A 22904-nucleotide genomic window follows, 5' to 3' on the forward strand; every position below is an offset into this window, starting at 1 on the left:
TTTAAGCCGCCTCTGCCCACGGCCAAGCGAAGGAGCTAAAACGGCTGGCCCGAATACACGAAGCCGGCCCGGACTTGCCCCGATGATAACTCTTGGAACCACTAGCAACGACTGTTCGCCGCTTGTAGGCGATACCTGATCTCCCCTTTCGTCAACATGGGCCGGGGGGAGGGGAGGGGAACTCCGTCTCGTCTCGCAAAGAAAAGGGGCCGCGACGGGTGCTTGAACCCGAGCTTCCCCTCGTATCCACCGGTCAGGCTACCCGAACCCGGGTAGCCCTCCAGCCTAAAATGAGCGCTGCGACCAGAAGTACGGTCTGGGCAATGAGGAAGGGAGATTCGTTGCCCTCCGGAGCCAGTTCGTTGAGGGTCGGCACCTTTAGGAAGGACTGCACGATCAGTACGAACATGTTGAGATAGAGGCCAAGCGTTGCGGTGATGGCATAGACGGACCTGGCGCGGCCCTTCAGGCGAAAACCGTAGAGTGCTGCCAGTGCGGTCGTCAGCACCACGGTGGAAATGATGCCGAAGATGAGCGCCGGCGTCAGAACGGTAATCGGAAACAGAAAACCGGTCAGTGTCGTCGCGGCCGTCGTGGCGAGAAACAGCGCCGTCATGCGGGGCATCCACCGCCCAGCCGCATAAGCGGGCAGGGCGATCAGACCGGAGATGATGCCGACGAAGCTGATGAAAACATGCAGCGTCGTGAACTGCGAGATGGTGAGGCCGAGGATCATCGTCGCCTCCCTCATTCGCTCTTTGCCAGCCCGTAACGGGCAGCGGCATGAGCGCGCGAAAGGTTGGGCCGAAGCGCCGAGCGAGCTGCGAGGAAAGTATCGAGATCCGTGTTCTCTGGCAGGGAAGGGACGGTCAGCACCTCCCCGAGATCAAGACCTGACAGCGCTGCATCGACCATCTCGTTGACATCCATCACCATCGCCGCGGGAATCGTTTCCAGCTTTTCCTCCTCCCATATGGCAGTCCTTGTGATGCCCGGCAGCACTCCCTGAACCCGTACACCTGCCGGGGAAAGCTGCGCATGCAGCGCTTCGGTGAAGGCGAGTACGAACGCCTTGGTGGCGGGGTAGACCGCAGAGAAGGCATCAGGCATCAACGCGGTTACCGAAGTGATGTTGATGATGGTACCTTCGCCGGACGCAGCAAGACGCGGGGCAATAGCGGCAGCAAGCCTTGTCACGGCGAGAACATTGAGATTGATCATCGCCGTTACGTGAGTGGGATCGAGCGCCGTGATCGAGCCGTCGCCGGCGATGCCGGCATTATTGAGGAGGCCGGTAATGGTCGCATCCTCACGCAGCCGCGCCTCCACCCTGGTCAGCCCCTCTGGCTGCGAAAGGTCGACAACGAACATTTCAACGGAAATGCCGTGATCCTTGATCAACCTATCGGCAAGGGCGGCCAGCCTATCGGCCCGTCTTGCGACTAGCACCAGATCATTACCTCGACCGGCGAGGCGTTCCGCGTAGACGGCGCCGATACCGTCGGATGCGCCAGTGATAAGAAATTTGCTCCTGGTCATTGTCTTTATCCTTGTGAAGATTGGGGCAGGGGAGGCGCGCACCGACGCCACTCCCGTGCCGAAGCTAGTCAGTCAGGCGATGATGAAATCGAAGAGATCGGCATTGAACCGGTCCTGATGGGTCTGGGTCAGGCCATGATCGGCCCCCTCATAAATCCGCAGCACGGCGTGACGGACGATCTTGACGGTGGAGAGCGCTGCCGCGCCGATCGGCACGATCTGGTCGTCATCGCCATGCAGCACCAGCGTCGGCTTGTCGAAAGCCTTCAGGTCCTGATGAAAATCGCTTTCGGAAAAGGCGCGAATACTGTCGAGCTGCCCCTTCAGTCCACCCATCATGCCCTGCCGCCAGAACTCCTCACGAATGCCTTCGGAGATCGTCGAGCCGGTACGGTTGTAACCGTAGAAGGGAAGGGTCAGGTCCCTGAAGAACTGGCTGCGATTGTCATACGTACCCTTGCGAATGCCATCGAAGGCATCGATGGACAATCCCCCCGGATTGGCTTCCGTTTTCAGCATCAGGGGAGGGACAGCGCCGATCAGAGCGATCTTGGCGACCCGGTCCGTGCCGTGGCGGCCAACATATCGGGTGACTTCTCCGCCACCGGTGGAATGACCGACCAGCACAATATCACGAAGATCAAGCTGTTCGATAAGTTCGGCCAAATCATCGGCATATTGGTCCATGGTATTGCCGTACCAGACTTGATCCGAACGGCCATGGCTGCGACGATCGTGAGCAATCGTGCGAAAGCCGTGATCGGCGAAGAAGACCATCTGGGCATCCCATGCATCGGCGCTGAGCGGCCAGCCATGGGAAAAAATGATCGGCTGACCGTCCTTTGGACCCCAGTCCTTGTAGAAAATATGCGTTCCGTCTTTGGTGATGATCGTGGCCATTTCTCTTTCCTCCTGATGGCGGGCGCCTTCTTGCGTCCCGTGGGATTAGAGCTACTCTGATGGGGCGGAGGAGAGGATTGGCGTTTCTGACAGAAGCCGGGCCGAAACTGACAAAGAGCACGGGAGTAAGGATATGACGGCTGGTGCCGCACGCACGCTTGAAGTTGGGCTTGTTCTTTATCGCGATTGCCAGACGGCAATGGTGCACGGGATCACCGACCTTTTCGCCATCGCGACGTTCTTTTCCCGAGAGCATGGCGGGCCCGCGTTGCGCGTAAGCCATTGGCAAATGAACGAATGCGGCGACTTTCACCGCACCTTCGACACAGATCCCGGCAAGCCTGGCCGCCCGGACGTCCTTGTTGTGCCAGGCAGGCTCACAGGCCCGGCCGGGATTGAGGAAGCCAGGCCCTATGCGCGATGGCTGCTCGACCGGCATGCACACGGCGTAACGCTCGCTGCGAGTTGCGGTGGTTCCTTTATCCTGGCAGCAACAGGACTTCTCGCCGGCCGCGCAGCCACAACACACTGGCAGTTCGCTGAAGATTTCCGTAGCCGGTTTCCTGACGTGCGCATGGATCCAGATAGAATGGTAATCGATGACGGCGATATCGTTACTGCCGGCGGCCTCATGGCATGGACCGATCTCGGAATGCGCATTGTCGACCGGTTGCTGGGTCCTGCCGTTACGATCGAGACCGGCAAGTTCCTGCTCATCGATCCGTCGGGCCGCGAACAAAAGCATTATAGCTCTTTCGCCCCACGGCTAACCCATGGCGACGAGGCAATTCTGAAGGTTCAGCATTGGCTGCAGGAACGTGCCGGTCGACCGACAAGCATCACGGATATGGCGGATCAGGCTCGCCTGGAGGAACGCACCTTCCTGCGTCGCTTCAAGACCGCGACCGGGATGAAGCCGACAGAATATGTGCAACATCTACGCATCGGCAAGGCACGGGAATTACTTGAGTTCACCAAGCGCCCAATCGACCAGGTCGCCTGGACTGTCGGTTACGAGGACGCAGCTTCGTTCAGGCGGGTGTTCAATCGGATCGTAGGCCTTTCTCCGGGAGAATATCGCAACCGTTTCGCGGCAAACGTTGCAGCCTGAGCGAAGCCGAAAGAGCGGAACATCAGCTTTACAGACAGGATCCCTACGGAACGTAGGCCCTGGCATTGCTCGTGATGCTTCAAGCATTGCACTCGGCCTGCCCCCAAAGGAACTTCTCGTCAAAGTTGCACCGGCGATTGACCCCTCGAGGGTGACGGCCCGGGCTGACGTTACGATGAACCAGAAACTCGTGCTGAAGGACCTCTGCGAGAACGCGTACATGAGCGTCAATTGCGCCGCTCCCCGGCAACGCATTGCGGTAAAGACCAGGTCTTCTCGACTGCACAGGATTTCACAAGTGAGAGAGGCGTCCCCGGTAGGTTGAAAGAGCCGGGGACGCTTAGCATCAAAGATTAGAGCAGGAAGTCGTCCTTACTCAGATCAAGTGTACCACGCAGATGCAGCACGAAGTCTGCGTTTCCGTCACCATCGGTATCACCATAGACATAGGTTTCCGACCGTGTGGTCTCATACCGGAGTTCTCCGGCCTTTTGGGTGAAGCCCTCCGCTCCGATGAAGCTGAAGCTCTGGTTGCCAGCTGCTCCCGCATTCGCGTCGATGAAAGAGAAGTCGATCAAATCACCTTCGGCTTGCGAGAAGTCGAAGATGGTGTCCGTTGCCGACTTGTCGATCGACATGTCGCTGACTGACTTGAAGACGAAGACGTCCTGACCAGCTCCACCATACAGACGGTCAATACCGGCTGCGCCATACAGGATGTCGTTGCCGGTGCCACCCACGAGTGCGTCGTCACCGGCACCCGCGTTGAGATAGTCATCGCCATCACCACCATAGAGCTTGTCGTCGCCGGCTCCACCATAAAGCTCGTCGTTGCCGGCGCCACCGTTGAGAAGATCATTGCCATCCTCACCGGCAAGGTAGTCATCGCCGTCGCCGCCGTACAGGGTGTCGTCGCCGGCTCCACCATAGAGCTTGTCGTTACCGGCACCGCCATCGAGGTGGTCATTGCCTTCGTCGCCCATCAGCAGGTCGTCGCCATCTCCACCATAGAGCCGGTCGTCGCCGTCGCCACCGTAGAGCTTGTCGTTACCGGCACCGCCGTTGAGGATGTCGTTGCCTTCATCACCCATCAGCAGGTCGTCGCCGTCGCCGCCATAGAGCTTGTCGTCACCGTCGCCACCGTAGAGCTTGTCGTTGCCGGCCTCGCCCATGAGCAGGTCATTACCTTCGTCCCCCATCAGCAGATCGTCGCCATCGCCACCATGCAGGGTGTCGCTGTCGTCACCACCATAGAGCTTGTCGTCACCGTCACCGCCGTAAAGCTTGTCGCTACCGACCCCACCATAGAGCTCATCGTTACCGGCTCCGCCGTAGAGAAGGTCATCGCCCGCTCCACCATAAAGCTTGTCATTACCAGCTCCACCATAGAGCTTGTCGTCACCCGCTTCGCCATAGAGTTCGTCGTTACCGGCTCCGCCATCGAGGTGATCATCACCGTCGTCACCATACAACAAATCATCACCGGCATTACCGTAGATCTTGTCGTTGCCGCCGCGACCGAAGATGCGCTCGTCACCGTCAGTGCCCTTTAGCACATCCGCGCCCGGAGTGCCTTCGATCGTGCCAATCGGCGCCTTGTCGGCATCGACGACGAGGCTGACCGTTGCGACATCGGTTCCGCCCTTGCCGTCAGAAACGGTGTAGCTGAACTGCGCGACACCGTGGAAACCGAGAGCCGGCTTGAAGACGATGTTGCCGTTACTGTCTAGCTCAACGGTACCGCCGGTAATGGCTTCAACCGAGCTGATGACGAGGGCATCGGCATTGGCATCACTGTCGTTTGCCAGCAGGGCCGCAGCGGCGATCAGAAGCGCGGCACCGAAACCGGTACGGAAGCCTTCGTCATCGCCGGCAACCGGCGCGGTATTCGGCTCAGACGGAACGTTGTCCAGGCTGACGACGGTCACGTTGTCGAATGACAGACCGGCATTGCCCCAGGAGAACAGACCGACAGTGCCCTTTTGAACCGCATGGCTTTCGATGGCGTAGGAGAAGATCTGGTTGCCGTCGATCCATGTCTGGATTTTGCCGTCCTTCACCTCGACGCGGAACTGGAATTCCTTGTTGCTGGTGTAGCGGGCCGGGATCTGGGTGAGGTACTTTTCGACCCCGTCCTTCACCTCGATCAGCTGGAACAGGCTGGTGCCATTCTGGGCGTCAAGCTCGATCTTGTAGTAGTTCTTGGCATCCTGATAGTGGACGAGAATGCCGACGGCGCCGTTGTCGGGGGTCTTCACCGTGGTTTCCACGGCGTAGTTGGTCCATTCCTTGGCCGCCTCATCGGAAATCAGCGCGTAGGTTCCCTTGCGCAGCACGTTTGTGCCATCGCCAAGCGGCGACCAGCCCTTCTGCCAGTCATCACTTGCATCAGCGGAAGTCCACTTCAGCTCCTTGCTGCTGACATCGGAAAGCTGAACCAGCTTGCCATCGACAACCTTCCAGTCCCCGTACTTTCCACCTTCACCAACACCGTTTTTCTCGCCCTCATCGACTATGGTCCAGCGGCTGGCGAAATTCGCATCCGAGAAGTCATCGCTGAAGAGAATGCGTTCCTTGGAAACGGCATCGACCGTGACCGTATCGCGGGAAACCTTGCCAGCGCTATCGGTGATTTCGAGCGTCACAACCTGATCGCCGGAAGCCGAAAGGGTAATGTCGGCCGTTGCGCCGGTGGCAAGTTCGTTGCCGTTACTGTCGAGCCAGCGCCAGGAGACGATATCGTTCTGTCCATAGCTGTCACCGGCGTTCAGATGAACCGTGACCTGACCGTCATGATCCCGATCCAGAGCCTCGACATCACGGCCGGCATGGGCCTTCAGGTCGAGCGCACCGACGAAGACATCATCGAACTGCGAGGACTTCTGGTTGGCGGAGTAGAAGCCGATGGAGCCGCCGGAAAGCGGGTTGCTGTCGACGACCGTGCCAAACACCGACTGTCCATCGAGATAGACGCGGATCTCGCCATCCTTGACAGCGATTTCCAGGCCGGCGTCACGCGCCCACGGGCTGCCAGCATTGGTCGTTGCGAGAACCGTTGCAACCCCGTCCTTGACGCGGACGAGTTCGCGGGTGTTGTTCGCCGAGTTGAAGGTCACACGATAGAAGTTGCCCGCATCCTTATAGTAGAAGACGGCACCGATCGTATCCTGATCGGTGGATTTCATCGTGACCTCATACCGATAGTTCTGCCAGTTCTGAGATCCCTCGCCGGACCAGACCAGGATATTTTCACCGGAATTCGAGCCTTCATAGACGCGGCCTTCGGGATCGGCCTCGACTTCAGCGCCATCGACGCGCTGGGCATAGCTGCCCTTGACCATGTAGTTGCCGGTCAGGCTTGACGTCGCACCAACCGTCGTCTTCACGTTGCCGAAGTCGTCTGTGACATTCTCGCCGGAGAAATCAAGCTGGAAGCTGATATCGGACGGCGCTTCGTCCACGATGCCACCCGCCTTCACGCCCCCGAGGTCGGCGATCTCTGTGCCGGACATCACCTTGTCGGTGAACAGGACGCTGGAGACATAGACGTCGCGGGTTTCGCCGTCTTCATCCGTAAACAGCAGAAGGCCCTTGGACAGATCGATATCGTAGCGGTCGGCATTGCCGGAAGACTGCGTCGTCGTTCCAACCAGATTGCCATCGATGTACTTCGAAATCAGGACATTCTCACCCTGGCGCTGGATCGTGAAGGCGATGCGATGCCATGCATTGTAAGTGACGCTGCCTTCGTAATCGCTGGCAATACCGATCCCACCATTGCCGTTGACGAACAGTTCGCCATCGGACTGGTTCTTGGTGTCGGACTGGAGCAAGGACAGCCACCCACCCGGACCGCCGGGGATGAGAAGGTCGTAAACCAGCGTGTATTCCTTCACGATCGTGCCTTCAGGCACGGGCTGGTTCACTTCCACCTTGAACATCTGGGTCGGGCTGAGAGCGCCGAGCTTGGTGACGTTGGCAGCTTCGCCTTCGGAAGGCTGAGGCTCCGTCGGGGTCGTCGTGCCGCCACCGGTCTCGGGGCCTTCGAGCGGAACGCCCACCTTGACATCGGTTGTCGGCGTCACGGTAACGCCGCCATGCGGTGCAAGGCTGCCTTCGCCGTCAACGGTGGTGAAGCCGCTTTCATCGGCAATAATCTGCGTGCCGGTCGTGCCCTCGGGCAGAGCAATCCCGCCCTTGGAGACGCCGCCGAGCGATGCGACGTCGTCAGCTGTCAATACCTTGTCGGCAACCGTTACGGCAGACACGACAACCGGAGCGGTTTCGCCGTCTTCATCGGCAAACAACAGGATGCCATTGTCCGTATCGAGCGAATAGCGATCGTCGGCAACGCGGGACTGGCGGCCGATCTCGACGCCATCGACATACTTGACGATCGTGACGTTACCATCCTTGACCTCATAGGTCAGAATGATGCGGTGCCACTGGTTGAGCGAGATATTGCCCTGATAGACGCTCATCGTTCCAAGCGAAGCGGAATTGCCCGAAACCTTGAAGAACATGTCGGCGTCGGTGGTGTTTTCGATGCCGCTCTGGATCAGGGAGATATAGCTCTTCGCCGTGCCGGACGGGATCATCATGTCGAAGGCAAGGCTGTAGGATTTCGTCAACGCACCCTCTGCATCACCGAAACCGGCTTTCAACAGCAGGCCTTCCGTACCGGTCGTTGCCGAAACGAGAACCGCATCCATTGCATCTGCCGGATCGGTAGGGGTCGTGGGTTCTTCCGGTTCCTCAGGCGTCGTCGGGTCGGTCGGAACCGTTTCGCCCGGGAACGGCGCAATGCCGAAATCCGTCGTCGAACCGTGAGTGATGTTGACTGCACCGCTGTTGTTGCCGGTCGTCCAGCCATCTGCATTGCCGTCGTTGAAATTATCGACCAGCAGCGTCTCATCGTTACGCACGATGATCATAACGTCGTCGCTGGACTTCGCACCGGTGGAATCGGTGACCGTAAGCGTCAGGTGGTGACGGCCAGCGGAGAGATCGACCGACGGAGTGGCACCGGTGGCGACGACGTTGCCGTCTGCATCCGTCCAGACATAGGTCAGGTCTGCATCATTGGCCGGATTGGCCGCACGGCCTTCCAGTGTGACAGCCCCGCCGCCATTACCTTCAACGGTCACGTAGAGGTCATTGCCGGCCTTAGCGATGGCATGGAGTTCGGGAGCCGAGGTATCGATCTGCAGGATTTCTTCCTGGCCGCGGTAGGGGCCGCTCAGCGTATCACGATCCAGATCTTCGCCACGATCGTTGGTCAGGTATTTGTCCTGAAGCGCGAAGTAGGTCGAGGTGTAGACCTGTCCATTGTCCGGATCGATCGTCAGCAGGCGGATGGCGCCCGAGCCACCGTTTCCGTCCTGGATCTCATTGGCAACGCCGTTCTGGTAGTTCACCAGCATCTGGTAAACAGGGTTGCCGAATTCGTCGTAGGAGACGAGCGTTTCTGCGCCGTCACCGAAGATGTGGCCAGAGAAGGTGAAGCTCACGTTCGAGTAGGGCTGTACCAGTTCGCGATAAATCGTTTCCCCATCATTGGCGCCTTCGGGCAGCTTGCCAAGACCGTAATCGTAGCCTGCGCCTTCGCCGTAAAGCGGGCCGCCGGTGGAGTCATGACGGCCAGCCCAATTCATGTAGGCATGGGTCGTCAGCATGACGCGGTGGTCGAGATGGCCCTCGATGACTTCCTTGGCCCAGCGGAGAACGTCGTCCGAAGGCCCGAACTCAATGCTCAGCGCGAGCCACTTCGTGCCATCCGGCGCGGTGAAGGTGTGGTAGTTGTTGGGCGCGCGGTCGGGCTCCATGTCATAGACACCGCCGAAGGTATCGCTGATTTCCGCCTGATGTTCCGGCGAATAGTAATAGTCCATGCCCGTCGTGGTGTGCGTACCAGCCGAGCCACCGACGCCTTGGTCATGGTTGCCCGCCGTCAACGAATAGGGGATCTTTCCGTTCAGGATGGACAAGGCCTGCGTGACGTTCTGCCACTGTTGGTCGGTAGCATTGGCGGTTACGTCGCCCACGTGGGTCACGAACTGAATGCTGAGACTGTCCTTGTTCTCGACCAGCCATTGGGTCATTTTGGCAAGGGTCGGAGCGCCAGTCTCATAGGAATAGTCCTGAGTGTCGGGGAGAACTGCGATCGTGTAGGAGTTCTCGCCGGCAACACGAACGCGCACGCTGTCGGTCACGCTCTGACCGTTGCTGTCCGTCGCGGTGATCTTAAGATCGGTGTAACCGAGCGCGTCGCTATAGTCGATTGTAAGCTGACCGTCCTCAATCGAGACATCGGCGATGCTCGGATCGCTGCTGGAAACGGTATAGGTCAGGCCACTGCCGGAAAAAACGGTACCGAGATCGATAACCCGATCTTCCGCACCTTTTTTCGCAATGTAATCAAGAATTTTGTTCGTGATCGCAGTCATGGGGATTCCTCTTCGCAAGAACCGATAAAAGCTATGGAAAGGGAATATTGCGCGCCTCAAGGCCACGTAATTTCCCTCGCTTTCCGGACTGACGGACTAGGTAGGCTGCGTGACAAACGTGTGAAAAATACCTTTTCTTAACTATTGAAAATGCCAACGCCCGGTATTGAGAATTTCAATCGCTCGGCGCGTTCGAAACGTCACAAACATGAAAAATACAACGCCTATAGATCGCCCATCATTTTGGGGGAAGCCCTCTGCCGTGAAGTAAAAGAGAAGAGTTCCATTGTCCGTTACACAGCTGCGCGCTTTCCATTATGTCGCCATGGCAGGCGGATACTCGCAAGCGGCAAGGGAGATATCCATCAGCCAGTCGACGCTGTCCGCACAGGTGCGTCAACTCGAGGCTTCCTCGGGCCTTTCGCTGTTCGAACGCACTCCTCGTGGCGTTATCCTGACGCCCGACGGCCGCGCGCTCTATAACATCACCTCGCGCCTGTTTGCCGCGCTTGGACAGGCAACGAATCTTCTGAAATCACAACGCAGCGGCGCCGGACGGTTGCGCGTCTGTGCCGACGGCGTCACCCACGCGCTGCCTATCCTGGCGAGACTGCGCGAACGGCGGCCGGAGCTGAATTTCCAGCTCGTCATCCAGAATTCCGACCGCGTCGTAGAACACCTCCTGCAGCAGCAGGCCGATGTCGGGATCAGCGCCAACCCGCTGCGCGACGAGCGCCTTTACGTCAGGCCGCTCATCAATCTGCGGATCGGCGCCTTCGTTCCCAAGACCCATCCCTGGGCCGAACGCCAGCATATAGACATGGCCGACTTGATGAACTGCCCCTTCGTTTTACGGGAGCAGGGATCGCGCACCAGGGCGGTCTTCGAGGAAAACCTCGCGGAACACAACATCCGTCTTGGTCCTGTCCTTGAAGTCACAAGTCGCGAAGGCGTACGTGAAGCCGTGGCCAACGGCTTCGGAGTGGGTGTGATCGTCGATACCGAATTCGGTTACGATAGCCGGCTGCATTATTTGCCGATCCGCGATGCGGCAATCATGATCAAGGAACACCTCATCTGTCTGGAAGAGCGGCGGCGACAGCCGATGATCGCCGACTTCATCACCTGCGCCACCGAAATGTTCGGCTCCTCGACACAGACCACCTGAAGCGCATGACGCGCTACAGATCATCAAACTTGTGAGATTTTCATCATGCGTTCCACACCCGGCGTCAGCGAACTCAGAAAGGCCTTGAGAAAAAGCGCCACGGGCTTCCTAGCCATCGGTATTTTCAGCTTTTTTGCAAACCTGCTCGTCTTTACCGGCCCGCTTTATATGATGCAGGTCTATGACCGGGTGCTCTCGTCCCGTTCCGAGGCAACGCTGGTTGCGCTGACGGGGCTGATTGCGGGTCTTTACTTCGTCATGGGCGTTCTCGATCACGTGCGCGCTCGTGTTGCAGCCCGCATCGGCGCCCGCTTTCAAGCGACTTTCGATAAGCGCGTATTCAACGCCGTTCTCGATCGCAACACGCTAGAAGCCCGCGGCGTCTCCGGGACGAGCGGCATGCGCGACCTCGATGCGATACAGAAGATGCTGTCGTCGCCGGCCGTCTTCACCTTCTTCGACATTCCCTGGACGCCGCTCTTCGTGCTGGTGATCTTCTCCTTTCACCCCTGGATGGGCGTGCTCGGCCTCGCTGGCGGCCTCGTTCTGGTCGCGCTGACCTGGCTCAACCAGAACGGCACCAAGGAGCAGCAGGACAGGGCCATGGTCGCCGGGCGAATGAGCGAGGAGATGACCCAGACGCTCCAGAAGGAAAACGAAACTGTGCGCGCCCTTGGAATGCGCGGAGCCGTTGCGGACCGTTGGGAAAACCTGCGTATGCGCGCGCTCGACGCCAACATCGGCTATTCCGACAAGAACGGCTTCTACTCAGTCGCGTCCAAGACCTTCAGGACGTTCTTCCAGTCCGGTATCCTTGCGCTCGGCGCGTGGCTGGTTCTGAGCAACGAGATCACCTCCGGCGCAATGCTGGCGAGTTCCATCATCATTGGCCGGGCACTCGCGCCCATCGAGGGAGCGATCGGCCATTGGGCGCTCCTGCAACGCGCCGTCAAAGGCTGGCGTCAACTGTCCGAGCTTCTGGCACGCATGCCTGCCGAGGAAATTCGCACGACGCTGCCGAAACCGCGTGCCGTTCTCGATGTCGAACAGGTCACCGTCACTCCTCCGGGTGAAAAGGTTGCGACCCTCCGCCTGCTGAGCTTCTCGTTGCAGCCCGGTCAGGCTCTCGGCGTCATCGGGCAAAGCGCCTCTGGTAAATCGACGCTCGCGCGTCTCCTGACCGGTATCTGGCTGCCGGCCGGTGGCAAGGTGCGTCTGGACGGCGCATCGCTCGAGCAATATGGCAGCGACGGCCTCGGCGAGCACATCGGCTACCTGCCGCAAGATGTCGTCCTGTTCGAGGGAACGATTGCCGAAAACATCGCCCGGATGGAAACGAAACCCGACCCGGCAAAGGTCGTGGAAGCAGCTAAGAAGGCCGGCGCCCATGAACTGATCCTGCGCCTTCCGGATGGCTATGATACGCGTCTCCCAGCCGTCGGCAGTAAACTCTCCGGCGGTCAGAAGCAACGTATTGCGCTTGCCCGTGCACTCTACGGCGATCCGGTTCTGGTCGTTCTGGATGAACCGAACTCCAATCTCGACGCCGATGGTTCCATGGCACTCAACATGGCCATCCGCGGCCTGAAAGCCGACGGCAAGTCGGTCATCATAATGGCGCATCGTCCCGCCGCGATCGAGGAATGCGATCTGATCCTTATTTTGGAAAACGGCCAGCGCGCTGCCTTCGGTCCGCGCGACGAAGTGCTGCGTGCCCATCTGCGAAATCATGCTCAGGTGGTGGGAGGCGCAAAATGAACGCGAAATCAATGAACAATAAATGGAACAGCGGGGCTTACGCGCTTGTCGGGTATTCCACGATTTTCGTACTGCTCGGTGGCGTCGGAGCTTGGGCAGCCCTGACGCAGCTCAATGGAGCGGTAGTTGCCTCCGGCGTCGTTGAGGTCGCAAGCAATCGACAGGTGGTCCAGCATCTGACCGGCGGAGTGGTCGGGGAGATACTCGTCAAGGAAGGCAGTGCCGTTCAGGCCGGCGACGTTCTCATGCGCCTCGACGACACCTTCGACCGCTCGGAGTTGGCAGTCATCGAAGGACAGTTGTTCAGTCTGCTTGGCACCGCGGCGCGCTTGAAGGCCGAACAGGACGAAAAGACCGAGATCGTTTTCGACCCCGAGTTCCTGGAAACGGCGAAGACACGAGCCGAAGTGGCTGAAATCAGGGACGGACAAATCCGACTGTTGCAGGTGAGGGCGGAAACCCGCGAAAAGCAGATCGGCCAGCTCAACGAGCGCAAGTCCCAGATTTCGAAACAGAACGAGGGTCTGGCGAGCCGTATCAAAGCGCTCGACACCCAGTTGAAGTTGACCATCGAGGAACTAGCGACCCAGAGCAGACTGCGTGAAAAGGGGCTGACGATTTCCAGCCGGGTGCTGGAACTTCAAAGTGACGAAGCCGAAACCCGCGGCGCCATCAGCCAGACGCAATCCTCCATCGCCGAAAATGCGGGCAAGATGGCGGAAATGGAACTGGCCATCCTCAACGTCCACTCGCAAGTACGAGAGCAAGCCACGACCGAACTGCGCGAGATCGAGGCGAAGATCGCGGAACTACGTGAGAAGCGTAATGCAAAACGCGAAACCCTGAGCCGCATGGAAATCACTGCGCCGCTTTCCGGCATAGTGCTTGATTTGCAGGTCCACACACTCAGATCCGTCATCCGGCCCGCCGATCCCCTACTATACATTATCCCGCAAAACAGCGATCTGGTGATTGCAACGCAGATACCCCCGTCCGAAATCGATCAGGTCTTCCCTGGCCAGAAAGCCCATTTGCGGTTTGCTAATTTCGACAAACGTTCGACACCTGAAATCTTCGGACATGTCAGTAAGGTCGCCGCCGACATTCTGACGGACCAGCGAACCGGCGCGACATATTACAAGGCAGAAATCAAACCCGATCCGGAAGAATTTCGCAAACTTGGCCAGAATCAGGTCATTCCCGGAATGCCTGTCGCCACCTTCATCCAAACCTCCGAGCGCTCTCCGCTAGAATACCTGGTTCGACCGATCGCCGACTATTTCTTGAAGGCATTCCGCGAGCGGTAATTTACCCGACCCCTATGTCGAACGATCATCTTGATCTGGAACCTAAGGCAAGCTGAAATAATCTGGAGTTTCGGGCTCCCGGTGTAGTCCACCACGCCCGAAATTATGGCCGTTCAGCAGGTGCGGTTCATTGGCTCGGGAGCGCCCTAGCCGTCCTGGCGAGTACGCACGAGCGCCGCATGCGCCAGATCCAGATAGCGCTCTGCCTTGGCAACCCATTGCGTGGAGGAAGGAACGGCGCCCCCTGCGAGATGGCTCAAGGCCATGCGGGCACGCAACGTGGCACGAAAGGCGGTGTAGAAATCAATCAGCAAGGGTGGCGCTTCGTCAGACAAACGGATGCGCAAGCGATCCAGAATCTCACGTTCTACCCATCCAGCGCCCAGGAAATCGCATTCGAGGGAAAGAAAGGCGAGTTCGTCAAACGGATCGACAAAACGAAGCCGGTCATCGAATTCAAGACAATCGAATATGGCGATCGGATCGCTGAAGCAGACATGCTGCGGTCGCAAGTCGCCGTGACCATCGACATAGCACTTCCTCCGGATGCGATCCCGTATCAGAGAGGCTACCTGATGCCTGGCTGCATCCATGTCGAAGAGATGCTGCTCGACGAAGGTATGATCGAGCGGAAACGCGCCATTTCCCAGTGTTTCCCGGTTCCATCTCTGCTGCTGTGCGAGATTTGCGAGATGGGCCTCAGGATCAATGGCCGGTCGGTTGGCTGACCTGTAGAAGTGGTCGAGCGTATTCGCCAGTGCGTCAAGGTGGTATGGTGCGAGCCGTTTCTCCAGTATCATGACATCCAGCATCAAATCCTGCGGCAATCGTTTCATATGGACCAGCCAGTCCACCGGGACGCCTGCGCCTCCCAGCCGAAGCGATCCATCCTTCTCCCGCGTCAGCGTCTCGATGCCGAGATAGATATCCGGGGCCAACCGCCTGTTCAGCCTCACCTCCGCCTCGCAGTTGGTCCGTCTCGCCGTCGCTTTCGTGAAATCCAGAAACGGAAAAACGACGGGTTTTTTCAACTTGTAGACATGGTCCCCGGCCAGGAAAACCCACGACATATGGGTCTCAATGACGTCTACCTTGATCGGAATGGCGGGGTAGGAGGCTGGCTGCGTCAAGAATTGGACCTTGTCCTTGATAGCGCAATCCGAGGGAACCATCGGCGTGTTCTTTCGCATAGGGGGTATCTTAGCCGCCGTTCCACGGCCCTGACGTCATTCAAGACATCATCTTCGGGCCTGGCCATTGATGGGTATCAACGCGCGGTTCCGCTAATGCTGCAACCTTCATCGGCATTAGGGAGAGTTCGATGACGATGATGGCATTGACGGCTCCGGCGTTCGACCGGCTGTTCTCGCGTATTGATCGGGCGCCGCATCCTCACGCGCGTGATACGCTGCTGCTGCTTGAGGGTTGGTCCAGAGTGAAGGGAAATCGGATCGCTCCTAGCCCTTCAGACCTTGAAGGGATAATGCCCGGCGCCTTCGTGATTTTCGTTAGGGAGAAGGAACGGCGGGACTATCGACTTCGCATGGGCGAGCAACTCATCACGAGGTTGTTAGGCGGATTGCCTGACGGCGCGCGTTTGTCGCAGGCCCCTTACCGGCGCAATGCCGCCCGTTGCCGTCGCGTGTTCGACAGGGTTATCCAAACCGGGGAACCTTTGCTGGTGGAATTTGCGACGATACAAGGGAACCGGCGTGCCATCCTGTCCTACGAGTTGCTTGCCCTTCCATTATGCGAACATGGAGATGCGCCTGAGGCCGTTGCCGTTGGCGTTTCGTGGAAATCGGCGGTGCGAGCAGTACCGACATACAACGCACGTCAGAAGACCCCTCGCGTACCGAGGCTCTTTGCGTTTGCACGGGACGCGTCCTTCGCGCAGGCGGTCGCGCGCTCCCTCCGGCTGGAACTTGCACCTGTCGAGGAGCGCGAATTTGAAGACGGGGAGCATAAGGCTCGTCCCCTGATCGATGTAGCAGGACAGGATGCCTTTATCATCGCCAGTCTCCATGGCGATGAAAGACAATCCGTCAATGACCGACTTTGCCGATTGCTATTCTTCATCGGCACACTCAGGACCAACGGGGCAGCTCGCATCGTGGCAGTGATCCCGTATCTTTGTTACCAGCGCAAGGATAGGCAGACGAAGCCATACGATCCGCTGACCTCGCGGTATGTCGCGCAGATCCTCGAAGCGGTTGGTGTCGATCAGGTAATCACGATGGAGGCGCATAATATCGCCGCATTGCAGAACGGTTTCCGGTGTCAGTTGATCCACCTCGAAAGCCATGATGCCTTTGCTCACCACCTCGTGCCGCGGCTTCGAGGCAGCGACGTCACGGTGGTAGCACCAGATATGGGGGCAGCAAAGCGGGCAGAAGCGTTTCGAACGGCCCTTGAAAGCCAACTGGGTAGACCGGTTGAGAAAGCCTTCATGGAAAAACAACGCTCCATGGGCGTGGTCACCGGAGATCTGTTTGCAGGTAACGTTGCCGGTCGCAGGGTCGTCGTCTTTGATGATATGATCAGTTCGGGAACGACCATGATGCGCGCAGCAGAAGCCTGTCGGTGGCGCGGTGCCATCGATGCTCATCTGGTAGCAACACATGGGTTGTTCAATGCCGGCGCTGCGGACACACTGTCCGATCCCTTTATATGCGCTGTCTGCGTGGCAAATACTGCCGCGAGCGAAAAACAGATCTCCCGCCTGGAGATTGTCGATGTGTCCGCGGCCTTTGCCCGTGCAATTCACACATGCGCGCCTCTGAAATTCTGACCCGGGCCAGTCTGCGAGGGCCTCAACTCTCTCCGGGGCCGAAGCCGGGCAGGTTGCCTATCATCCGATATGATTAATCCTATATAGTGTTATGACTCGAGCACATAGCGTGGTTGACATGAGTGAATGCTGCGCCTCAAGATTGAACACATTCATTCAGAAATAACGTACGCTAAATTGGGCACTTCTTTGAGGAGGGAAGCATGCCGGGCAGTTCAGTTAGAACGAGTGCGCTTGCAACGCCCATAGAAATAGGAAGCATAACAGATCTTAACTACCGAGATGGCTTGCCGCGGAGCATAGGTCGCACGGGCAGCACGAGAAATTACAAGGCCGGGAAAGTCCTGATCGCCGATGGCGATGGCTCCATGATTGTCGGACAGGTAATTTCAGGGGTGGTGCGCATAACCCAAGCGCTCGATGATGGCCGGCAACAAGTGGTCGGCCTTGCCCTGAAGGGTGAATTCTTCGGGTGTTTGTTTCAGAACTACAACGCTTTTCTTTACGAGGCCGCGACCGACCTAACAGCTCGCGTGTACGCCCAGAGCGCCGTTGAGGCGACGATGGCGAGAAATCATGAAGTTGAGCACATGATCATGATGGAGCTGCTGCGCGACCTTGAGGTGAGCCGGGAATGGATGATGGTTCTCGGTTGCCAGAACACACTTGAACGCGTCGTCAGCTTCATGCTGCATATCCGCAAGCGAATGAAAATGGCGGGGCTGGCCAGTGATGAACGTATCATCGAATTCCCCATAGGGCGTCGCGACATTGCCGGCTATCTTGGCACGACGGTGGAAACGATAAGCAGGCATATACAAATGCTTGCTCGCCAGGGGATAATTAGCATCGTCGACAATTCGCATTTCGAGATTCTCAATCTTGTACGTCTTCAGACACTATCCAAATTACACTGGAAAGAGTCACTCAGAAAAGACGCACGCGTGTCGAAGGCTGGCGGACGGGTCCACCACCAGCCCGTGGCACCCGAGTTCATTTTGTCGACAGGTCTCCAGCACATTGGCGAAGTCATTGCCAACTGACCCCGTGAGTGAGGTACTGTTTTAAGTATCCGGGGCAGGGCGACCAGACGGCATGCCAGTTGGACGGTATTAATCGTTACGGTCCAACTGGATTGGGAAAGGTGTGATGATCCCCTCGTGCCTGTTGTCTGAGCTCGAGGTGAACATGGAGGTAGCCCTCGGATCCGGCACATTATTGCAAGGTACCGAAACACCCGTGACGCCACCCACCGTGGGTTTCATTTCACCTCTATCTTCCGCGTTTCTTTTACAGCCTCGGCCGGTTTCGGGATCGTGACGGTCAGTACACCGTTCTTGAAGTCGGCCTTGACGCTTCCGGCATCGATCTCGAAGGGCAGGGTCATAGCCCGTTGGAAGGAGCCGGACGAGCGCTCGATCCGATGAAACTCCCGACCTTTGTCCTCCTTCTTTTCATCTTTTTCCGACATCTTCTCACCCTTGATGAAGATGCGGTTGCCGCTGATCGAAACATCGATGTCTTTCTGTTCCACGCCGGGCAATTCGGCGGTGATGCAGATTTCCTTGTCGGTCTCGCTGACATTTGATCGAACGGCGAAACTCCCCGCAAGCGCCGGAAAACCTCGGTCAAAGTCGTCAAAGAGGCTGTCGATGCGCTTGCGAAGATCACCGAACGAGCTTTCTACACTTTCTTTTTCGCCCCACAGGGAGGGCAGCCAGCTACGATATGCCATGGTCCTATCTCCATTGATTTCGTGGCAAAGGGCAGGTTTCCAGCCCGGCCTGCGCGGCGCATTGACGGCCATCAAGCGGGGCCGCCGGAGAAAGGGGTAAAAATCCCACAGTCAGTCGCTGTCGAACCGAAGAAGTGAACCATCATGGCGCACAAGAACATTCTCTTTCACTCCGCGGCGCGGGAGAAAATCCTGCGCGGGACCGGCGCCCTCGCGGATGCGGTCCGCATCACGCTTGGGCCCAAATCGAAATCCGTCCTGATCCAGAAAAAATGGGGTACGCCCATCGTCTGCAATGACGGCATCACTATAGCAAAGGAAGTCGATCTGGCGGACCCCGAGGAAAATCTCGGCGCGCAGATGCTACGACAGGCCGCCGAGAAGACGGGAGACGCCGTCGGCGATGGCACGAGCACGGCGACCATTCTCGCCCATGCGATCTTCTCCGAAGGTACGCGCAATGTCACGGCCGGCGCGAGCGGCATAGACCTCAAGCGCGGGATCGACCGCGGCCTGAAGATTTGTGTCGAGACGCTGCGTTCGATGTCCAGACCGGTCCATACGCGGAAGGAGAAGTCGCAGGTCGCTTCGATCTCCGCGCACAACGATCCTACCATCGGCGATCTGGTTGCCGACGCGATGGAAAAGGTCGGCGATCAGGGCGTGATTACGGTGGAGGAATCCAATTCCACGGATACCGTGCTCGAAATCGTCGAGGGGATGCAGTTCGACCGAGGTTTCATCTCTCCTTATTTCATCACCAATCCCGATAAGATGGAGGCTGTCGTCGAGGATGCCCTTGTTCTCGTATGTGACCGGAAGATCAGCAACATCAAGGATATCGTTCCGCTGTTGGAGCAGATTGCCAAGCTCGGAAGGCCGCTTCTCGTCATTGCGGAGGATGTCGATGGAGAGGCTCTGGCAACGCTCGTCGTCAACCGGCTTCGCGGCGTCTTCCATGCCGTCGCAGTGAAGGCCCCAGGGTTCGGCGACAGGCGCCGTGCGATGCTGGAAGACGTCGCCACGCTAACTGGCGGACAACTGGTTTCGGAAGACCTCGGCACCAAGCTGGAATTGGTTGAGATTGACCATCTCGGCCATGCCAAGCGCGTTGTCAGCGACCGGGAGACGACCACGATCATCGGCGGCGGCGGACAAAGGGATGCAATCGAGGCACGCATCCGGCAGATTCGCTCGCAGATCGAAAAAACAAAAAGCGACTATGACCGGGAGAAACTGGAGGAACGAGCTGCAAAACTTTCCGGTGGGGTCGCCGTCATTCGCGTCGGGGCGCCCTCCGAAGCGGAGCTCAAGAGCAGGAAGGAGGCTCTGGACGACGCGATCAACGCGACCAAGGCTGCCGTGGCTGAAGGGATCGTTCCTGGCGGCGGGCTGGCACTGCTGCGCTGTACCGTTGCGATCGAAAAAGAGGAAGCCGCCAATCACGGCGACGAAAAGACCGGGCTTGAAATCCTTCGCCGTGCCTTAAGTGCTCCGGCGCGGCAGATCGCGGAAAACTCCGCCGTTGACGGCGGTGTCGTGGTCGCCAAGATGCTTGAGGGAACCGGCAATACAGGTTTTGACGCAGCGCAGAACCGTTATGTGGACCTTTTCGAAGCCGGGATCATCGATCCAACGAAAGTTGTCAGGGTCGCGCTCGAAAATGCTGTTTCCGTAGCGAGCATCCTGCTGCTCACGGAAGCGACGATGACCGAGCTTCCCGAAGAGGAGAAAATTGAGCGAGGCGGAGAAGGCTTGTCCGCCTGAAGCCGGCAAATGATGAGTGACCGCGGGGGGCGAGACGTTCCGTCTCAGGGGCGCTCACCAGAGCAGCGTTCGTTTTTCGCCGTTATTTCCTTGTCTTCTGGTAGGTGCCCATGATCTGTGTGCTGGAAAGGACGTGACCACGCATCGCCGCCTCGACCTGTTCCCCGGAGCCGGGCACGAGACGGTCGAGAAGACGGTCAAGGGCATAGAGCTTGAAGAAATAGCGATGTCTGCCGATCGGCGGGCAGGGTCCGCCGTAGTTGTGGCGGTTCCAGCTGTTGACGCCGGTCACGCTTGTCCCGGGCAATCGCGAAATGCCTTCGGCAAGGCCGGTGAGCTCGGCCGGCAGATTGTAGAGAACCCAGTGGAGCCAGGTCATTTTCGGATGGGCAGGGTCCGGCGCGTCCGGGTCGTCGACAATCAGGACCAGGCTCTTCGCTTCCGGGGGCACGCCCGTCCAGCGGAGCGGCGGCGGGATATCCTCTCCCTCGCAGGTATAAAGGATCGGGATCTCTCCATTGTCGGCAAATACGGGCGATGTCAGTGTTAATACCATCTTGTGCTCCCTTTATCATGTGTCGTCGGCGACATTCGCATCCCCTCTGTGGCGGCGTTGCGTTTCCTCGATCGAGCGGATCGTGCGGACGACCTCGTCGTCGGAAAGAGGAGGGCGGCAACGGAAACGATTCCAGGCAAGCACCAGCTCCGTGACGACCTCCGGATCGATGCCGTGCCACAGGAGATGACCGCTGAAGGATGCAATCGTCGTATTCCTGCGGCCCGCCTCCACGCCCTCCCGCGCCAGTCCCCGCCAGTAAGACATAGGGTGTCCGAGCCCATGCGCCTGCGGCTCCTGGCGGTCGCGAAGCCAGACGGGCAGGCGGGCAAGGGCGATCTCCTGCGGCGAATGCCCTTCCCGCCAGCGATAGGGGTTGCCGCTCGGGTGGATGGACGGGGGAGCGACGATCATCCCGCCGTCGGCGCGCAGGTCGATGCCGGGCGCAAGTCCCGTCCGGTTGCGGATATTGCCGCCGGGATGGGCGAAATAGAGATGGCGCCCGCCTCCACCGGTCACGGATTCGACCGTCTCGGCCAGCTTGCCGTGCAGCCGTTCAAGCTCAGCAAGCGCCTCGTTTCCGCCATGCGCGGGATCGACGTCGAGAACCACCAGCCCCGATACAATGCCGGTCACGACGGCGACGCCGGCATGCGGCCACTTCTCGTACCAACCTCGCACCTCATCCTTTTCCGGCTGGCGTTGCTGCAGATCGGCCCAGGATATCAGCGGTTGCTTGGCGCGCGGCGCGACCGGCAGAGGAACCCAGCCAAGCTCCATGTATTCCAGCGCAGCGGTCAGCGCCGCAGGCCGATTCGGACTATCGCTCGCCATGATCGCCTCCCGCTATTGCCTTCGCCTCAGTCAGGGCATCGAGCACGTCCTGGTCTGTAAGTTGAGGGAAGTCGCGGTAGTGAAGCCCGACCGCCTGAAAGCCGGCGGGTGTTTCAAGGCAGACGATGTCATCAACCTCCCGACGCACGACGTCGAGAACGTCGACAGCGGAAACGGGAACGGCAACCACGATTCTGTCCGGATGACGCAGTCGCAGACCCTTGATCGCCGCGCGCATGGTGGCGCCGGTTGCAAGGCCATCGTCTATGATAATCGCTATATTGCCCTTGATGTCTTTGTCCGGCCGGTCGCCGAGATAAAGGTGACGCCGCCGTTTGATCTCCTCCAGTTCCCGCTCGCAGCAGGCCAGGAAATCGTCCTCCGAGATCCCGTTGGTGGCAATCACGCCCTCGTTGCGGATGACAGCAGGCGTCTTTCCGTCGATGACGGCTCCCATTGCCAGTTCAGGGTAAAAGGGAAGCCCGACCTTGCGCACCAGCGCCAGTTCCAGCGGCACCCTGAGAACCTTGGCGACCTCCAGGGCAACCGGCAATCCGCCACGGGGCAGGGCAAAGACGACCACGGGAAGACCGGCATAGTCCCGCAATGCCTCCGCGAGCCTTCTTCCCGCCTCGCTACGATTGAGAAACGGCATGGAATACCTCCGGCGTTTTCTCCGACGTTCCCCAGAAGATACTTCATACCTGTCCGTTGCATTGATGGCGCTCAATACATTGCCAACCAGGCGCGCATCGCGTCGGGCGAGATCGTGACCCTGCAACTGAAGTTTCATCCGGCTGCGATTAGCGCCTCGACGTTTTTGACCTTGCCCCCGAGTTTTATCCAGTTTTGAGTTTGCTCCGGCGGTTTTGTGCTCTGATCCCCAAAAACTGGATCGTTCATAACTGGAGTTTTCCGCGTTAAATTCCCGGCTGGGAACAGGAGCGGAAGCGATGAAGGCATCGAAGTTTTCGGACGCCCAGAAGGCGTTC

The 22904-nt window shown here is 58.6% G+C and carries 17 protein-coding genes; 7 read left to right on the plus strand and 10 right to left on the minus strand.

Annotation, left to right across the window (positions count from 1 at the left end; all coding sequences use genetic code 11):
- Window positions 1–253: 253 nt before the first annotated feature.
- The 3 genes from H4I99_RS18745 to H4I99_RS18755 form a co-directional block, all read right to left on the minus strand.
- The gene (locus H4I99_RS18745; protein WP_163898232.1) at window positions 254–736 is read right to left on the minus strand and encodes a hypothetical protein; all 483 of its coding nucleotides are present in this window, start codon (window positions 734–736) and stop codon (window positions 254–256) included.
- A gap of 11 nt (window positions 737–747) precedes the next feature.
- On the minus strand, window positions 748–1539 hold the full coding sequence (locus H4I99_RS18750) for an SDR family NAD(P)-dependent oxidoreductase (protein ID WP_163898229.1): 792 nt from the start codon (window positions 1537–1539) through the stop codon (window positions 748–750).
- A 72-nt stretch (window positions 1540–1611) separates the two neighbouring features.
- The gene (locus H4I99_RS18755) at window positions 1612–2439 is read right to left on the minus strand and encodes an alpha/beta fold hydrolase (RefSeq protein WP_163898226.1); all 828 of its coding nucleotides are present in this window, start codon (window positions 2437–2439) and stop codon (window positions 1612–1614) included.
- Between the two features lie 133 nt (window positions 2440–2572).
- On the opposite strand from H4I99_RS18755, the gene H4I99_RS18760 reads away from it, so the two are divergent.
- The gene (locus H4I99_RS18760) at window positions 2573–3550 is read left to right on the plus strand and encodes a GlxA family transcriptional regulator (protein WP_163898223.1); all 978 of its coding nucleotides are present in this window, start codon (window positions 2573–2575) and stop codon (window positions 3548–3550) included.
- Between the two features lie 353 nt (window positions 3551–3903).
- On the opposite strand, the gene H4I99_RS24725 is transcribed toward H4I99_RS18760, so the two are convergent.
- Window positions 3904–9996: a cadherin-like domain-containing protein gene (locus H4I99_RS24725; protein ID WP_163898220.1), complete on the minus strand. Its 6093-nt coding sequence runs from the start codon at window positions 9994–9996 to the stop codon at window positions 3904–3906.
- A gap of 286 nt (window positions 9997–10282) precedes the next feature.
- Between H4I99_RS24725 and H4I99_RS18770 the strand changes: the two genes are divergently transcribed.
- The 3 genes from H4I99_RS18770 to H4I99_RS18780 are packed head-to-tail and all read left to right on the plus strand — an operon-like array spanning window position 10283 to window position 14229.
- Complete coding sequence (locus tag H4I99_RS18770; RefSeq protein ID WP_163898218.1) at window positions 10283–11164, plus strand: LysR family transcriptional regulator; 882 nt, start codon at window positions 10283–10285, stop codon at window positions 11162–11164.
- Between the two features lie 45 nt (window positions 11165–11209).
- A complete protein-coding gene (locus H4I99_RS18775; protein ID WP_163898215.1) occupies window positions 11210–12922 on the plus strand; it encodes a type I secretion system permease/ATPase in 1713 nt (570 codons plus the stop codon).
- Window positions 12919–14229 (plus strand): HlyD family type I secretion periplasmic adaptor subunit, encoded by a 1311-nt coding sequence (locus tag H4I99_RS18780; protein ID WP_163898212.1) that lies wholly within the window; start codon window positions 12919–12921, stop codon window positions 14227–14229. Before H4I99_RS18775 ends, H4I99_RS18780 begins: the two co-directional genes overlap by 4 nt.
- A gap of 146 nt (window positions 14230–14375) precedes the next feature.
- On the opposite strand, the gene H4I99_RS18785 is transcribed toward H4I99_RS18780, so the two are convergent.
- The gene (locus tag H4I99_RS18785) at window positions 14376–15419 is read right to left on the minus strand and encodes a hypothetical protein (RefSeq protein WP_244625179.1); all 1044 of its coding nucleotides are present in this window, start codon (window positions 15417–15419) and stop codon (window positions 14376–14378) included.
- Between the two features lie 131 nt (window positions 15420–15550).
- Here H4I99_RS18785 and H4I99_RS18790 point away from each other — a divergent pair, with 131 nt between their 5' ends.
- Both H4I99_RS18790 and H4I99_RS18795 read left to right on the plus strand, forming a co-directional pair.
- Window positions 15551–17020 carry a ribose-phosphate diphosphokinase gene (locus H4I99_RS18790; protein WP_206110923.1) on the plus strand — a complete coding sequence of 490 codons (1470 nt, stop codon included), beginning with the start codon at window positions 15551–15553 and terminating at the stop codon, window positions 17018–17020.
- 203 nt (window positions 17021–17223) lie between these two features.
- A complete protein-coding gene (locus H4I99_RS18795; protein ID WP_163898209.1) occupies window positions 17224–18063 on the plus strand; it encodes a Crp/Fnr family transcriptional regulator in 840 nt (279 codons plus the stop codon).
- A gap of 218 nt (window positions 18064–18281) precedes the next feature.
- On the opposite strand, the gene H4I99_RS18800 is transcribed toward H4I99_RS18795, so the two are convergent.
- Window positions 18282–18827 (minus strand): Hsp20/alpha crystallin family protein, encoded by a 546-nt coding sequence (locus H4I99_RS18800; protein ID WP_244625190.1) that lies wholly within the window; start codon window positions 18825–18827, stop codon window positions 18282–18284.
- A 72-nt stretch (window positions 18828–18899) separates the two neighbouring features.
- Here H4I99_RS18800 and groL point away from each other — a divergent pair, with 72 nt between their 5' ends.
- The gene (groL, locus tag H4I99_RS18805) at window positions 18900–20522 is read left to right on the plus strand and encodes a chaperonin GroEL (RefSeq protein ID WP_163898206.1); all 1623 of its coding nucleotides are present in this window, start codon (window positions 18900–18902) and stop codon (window positions 20520–20522) included.
- Between the two features lie 82 nt (window positions 20523–20604).
- On the opposite strand, the gene H4I99_RS18810 is transcribed toward groL, so the two are convergent.
- From H4I99_RS18810 to H4I99_RS24365, 4 genes are all read right to left on the minus strand, one after another.
- On the minus strand, window positions 20605–21078 hold the full coding sequence (locus H4I99_RS18810) for a YbhB/YbcL family Raf kinase inhibitor-like protein (protein ID WP_163898203.1): 474 nt from the start codon (window positions 21076–21078) through the stop codon (window positions 20605–20607).
- A 15-nt stretch (window positions 21079–21093) separates the two neighbouring features.
- Window positions 21094–21912 carry a bifunctional DNA primase/polymerase gene (locus H4I99_RS18815; protein WP_163898201.1) on the minus strand — a complete coding sequence of 273 codons (819 nt, stop codon included), beginning with the start codon at window positions 21910–21912 and terminating at the stop codon, window positions 21094–21096.
- The gene (locus H4I99_RS18820) at window positions 21899–22567 is read right to left on the minus strand and encodes a phosphoribosyltransferase (protein ID WP_163898198.1); all 669 of its coding nucleotides are present in this window, start codon (window positions 22565–22567) and stop codon (window positions 21899–21901) included. The genes H4I99_RS18815 and H4I99_RS18820 overlap by 14 nt, the downstream gene beginning before the upstream one ends.
- Before the next feature lie 134 nt (window positions 22568–22701).
- On the minus strand, window positions 22702–22904 hold a 203-nt coding region (locus H4I99_RS24365; protein WP_206683980.1), incomplete at its 5' end, for a hypothetical protein.

It is taken from the genome of Paenirhizobium daejeonense (assembly GCF_014280875.1).
GTDB classification, from domain to species: domain Bacteria; phylum Pseudomonadota; class Alphaproteobacteria; order Rhizobiales; family Rhizobiaceae; genus Allorhizobium; species Allorhizobium daejeonense.

What these genes read in the sequence shown, in the direction of transcription:
- H4I99_RS18750 (WP_163898229.1), bottom strand. Translation starts at nt 1,539, where the DNA reads ATGACCAGGAGCAAATTTCTTATCACTGGCGCATCCGACGGTATCGGC.
- H4I99_RS18755 (WP_163898226.1), bottom strand. Translation starts at nt 2,439, where the DNA reads ATGGCCACGATCATCACCAAAGACGGAACGCATATTTTCTACAAGGAC.
- H4I99_RS18790 (WP_206110923.1), top strand. Translation starts at nt 15,551, where the DNA reads ATGACGATGATGGCATTGACGGCTCCGGCGTTCGACCGGCTGTTCTCG.
- H4I99_RS18760 (WP_163898223.1), top strand. Translation starts at nt 2,573, where the DNA reads ATGACGGCTGGTGCCGCACGCACGCTTGAAGTTGGGCTTGTTCTTTAT.
- H4I99_RS18795 (WP_163898209.1), top strand. Translation starts at nt 17,224, where the DNA reads ATGCCGGGCAGTTCAGTTAGAACGAGTGCGCTTGCAACGCCCATAGAA.
- H4I99_RS18820 (WP_163898198.1), bottom strand. Translation starts at nt 22,567, where the DNA reads ATGCCGTTTCTCAATCGTAGCGAGGCGGGAAGAAGGCTCGCGGAGGCA.
- H4I99_RS24725 (WP_163898220.1), bottom strand. Translation starts at nt 9,996, where the DNA reads ATGACTGCGATCACGAACAAAATTCTTGATTACATTGCGAAAAAAGGT.
- H4I99_RS18775 (WP_163898215.1), top strand. Translation starts at nt 11,210, where the DNA reads ATGCGTTCCACACCCGGCGTCAGCGAACTCAGAAAGGCCTTGAGAAAA.
- H4I99_RS18810 (WP_163898203.1), bottom strand. Translation starts at nt 21,078, where the DNA reads ATGGTATTAACACTGACATCGCCCGTATTTGCCGACAATGGAGAGATC.
- H4I99_RS18745 (WP_163898232.1), bottom strand. Translation starts at nt 736, where the DNA reads ATGATCCTCGGCCTCACCATCTCGCAGTTCACGACGCTGCATGTTTTC.
- H4I99_RS18780 (WP_163898212.1), top strand. Translation starts at nt 12,919, where the DNA reads ATGAACGCGAAATCAATGAACAATAAATGGAACAGCGGGGCTTACGCG.
- H4I99_RS18785 (WP_244625179.1), bottom strand. Translation starts at nt 15,419, where the DNA reads ATGCGAAAGAACACGCCGATGGTTCCCTCGGATTGCGCTATCAAGGAC.
- groL (WP_163898206.1), top strand. Translation starts at nt 18,900, where the DNA reads ATGGCGCACAAGAACATTCTCTTTCACTCCGCGGCGCGGGAGAAAATC.
- H4I99_RS18815 (WP_163898201.1), bottom strand. Translation starts at nt 21,912, where the DNA reads ATGGCGAGCGATAGTCCGAATCGGCCTGCGGCGCTGACCGCTGCGCTG.
- H4I99_RS18800 (WP_244625190.1), bottom strand. Translation starts at nt 18,827, where the DNA reads ATGGCCGTCAATGCGCCGCGCAGGCCGGGCTGGAAACCTGCCCTTTGC.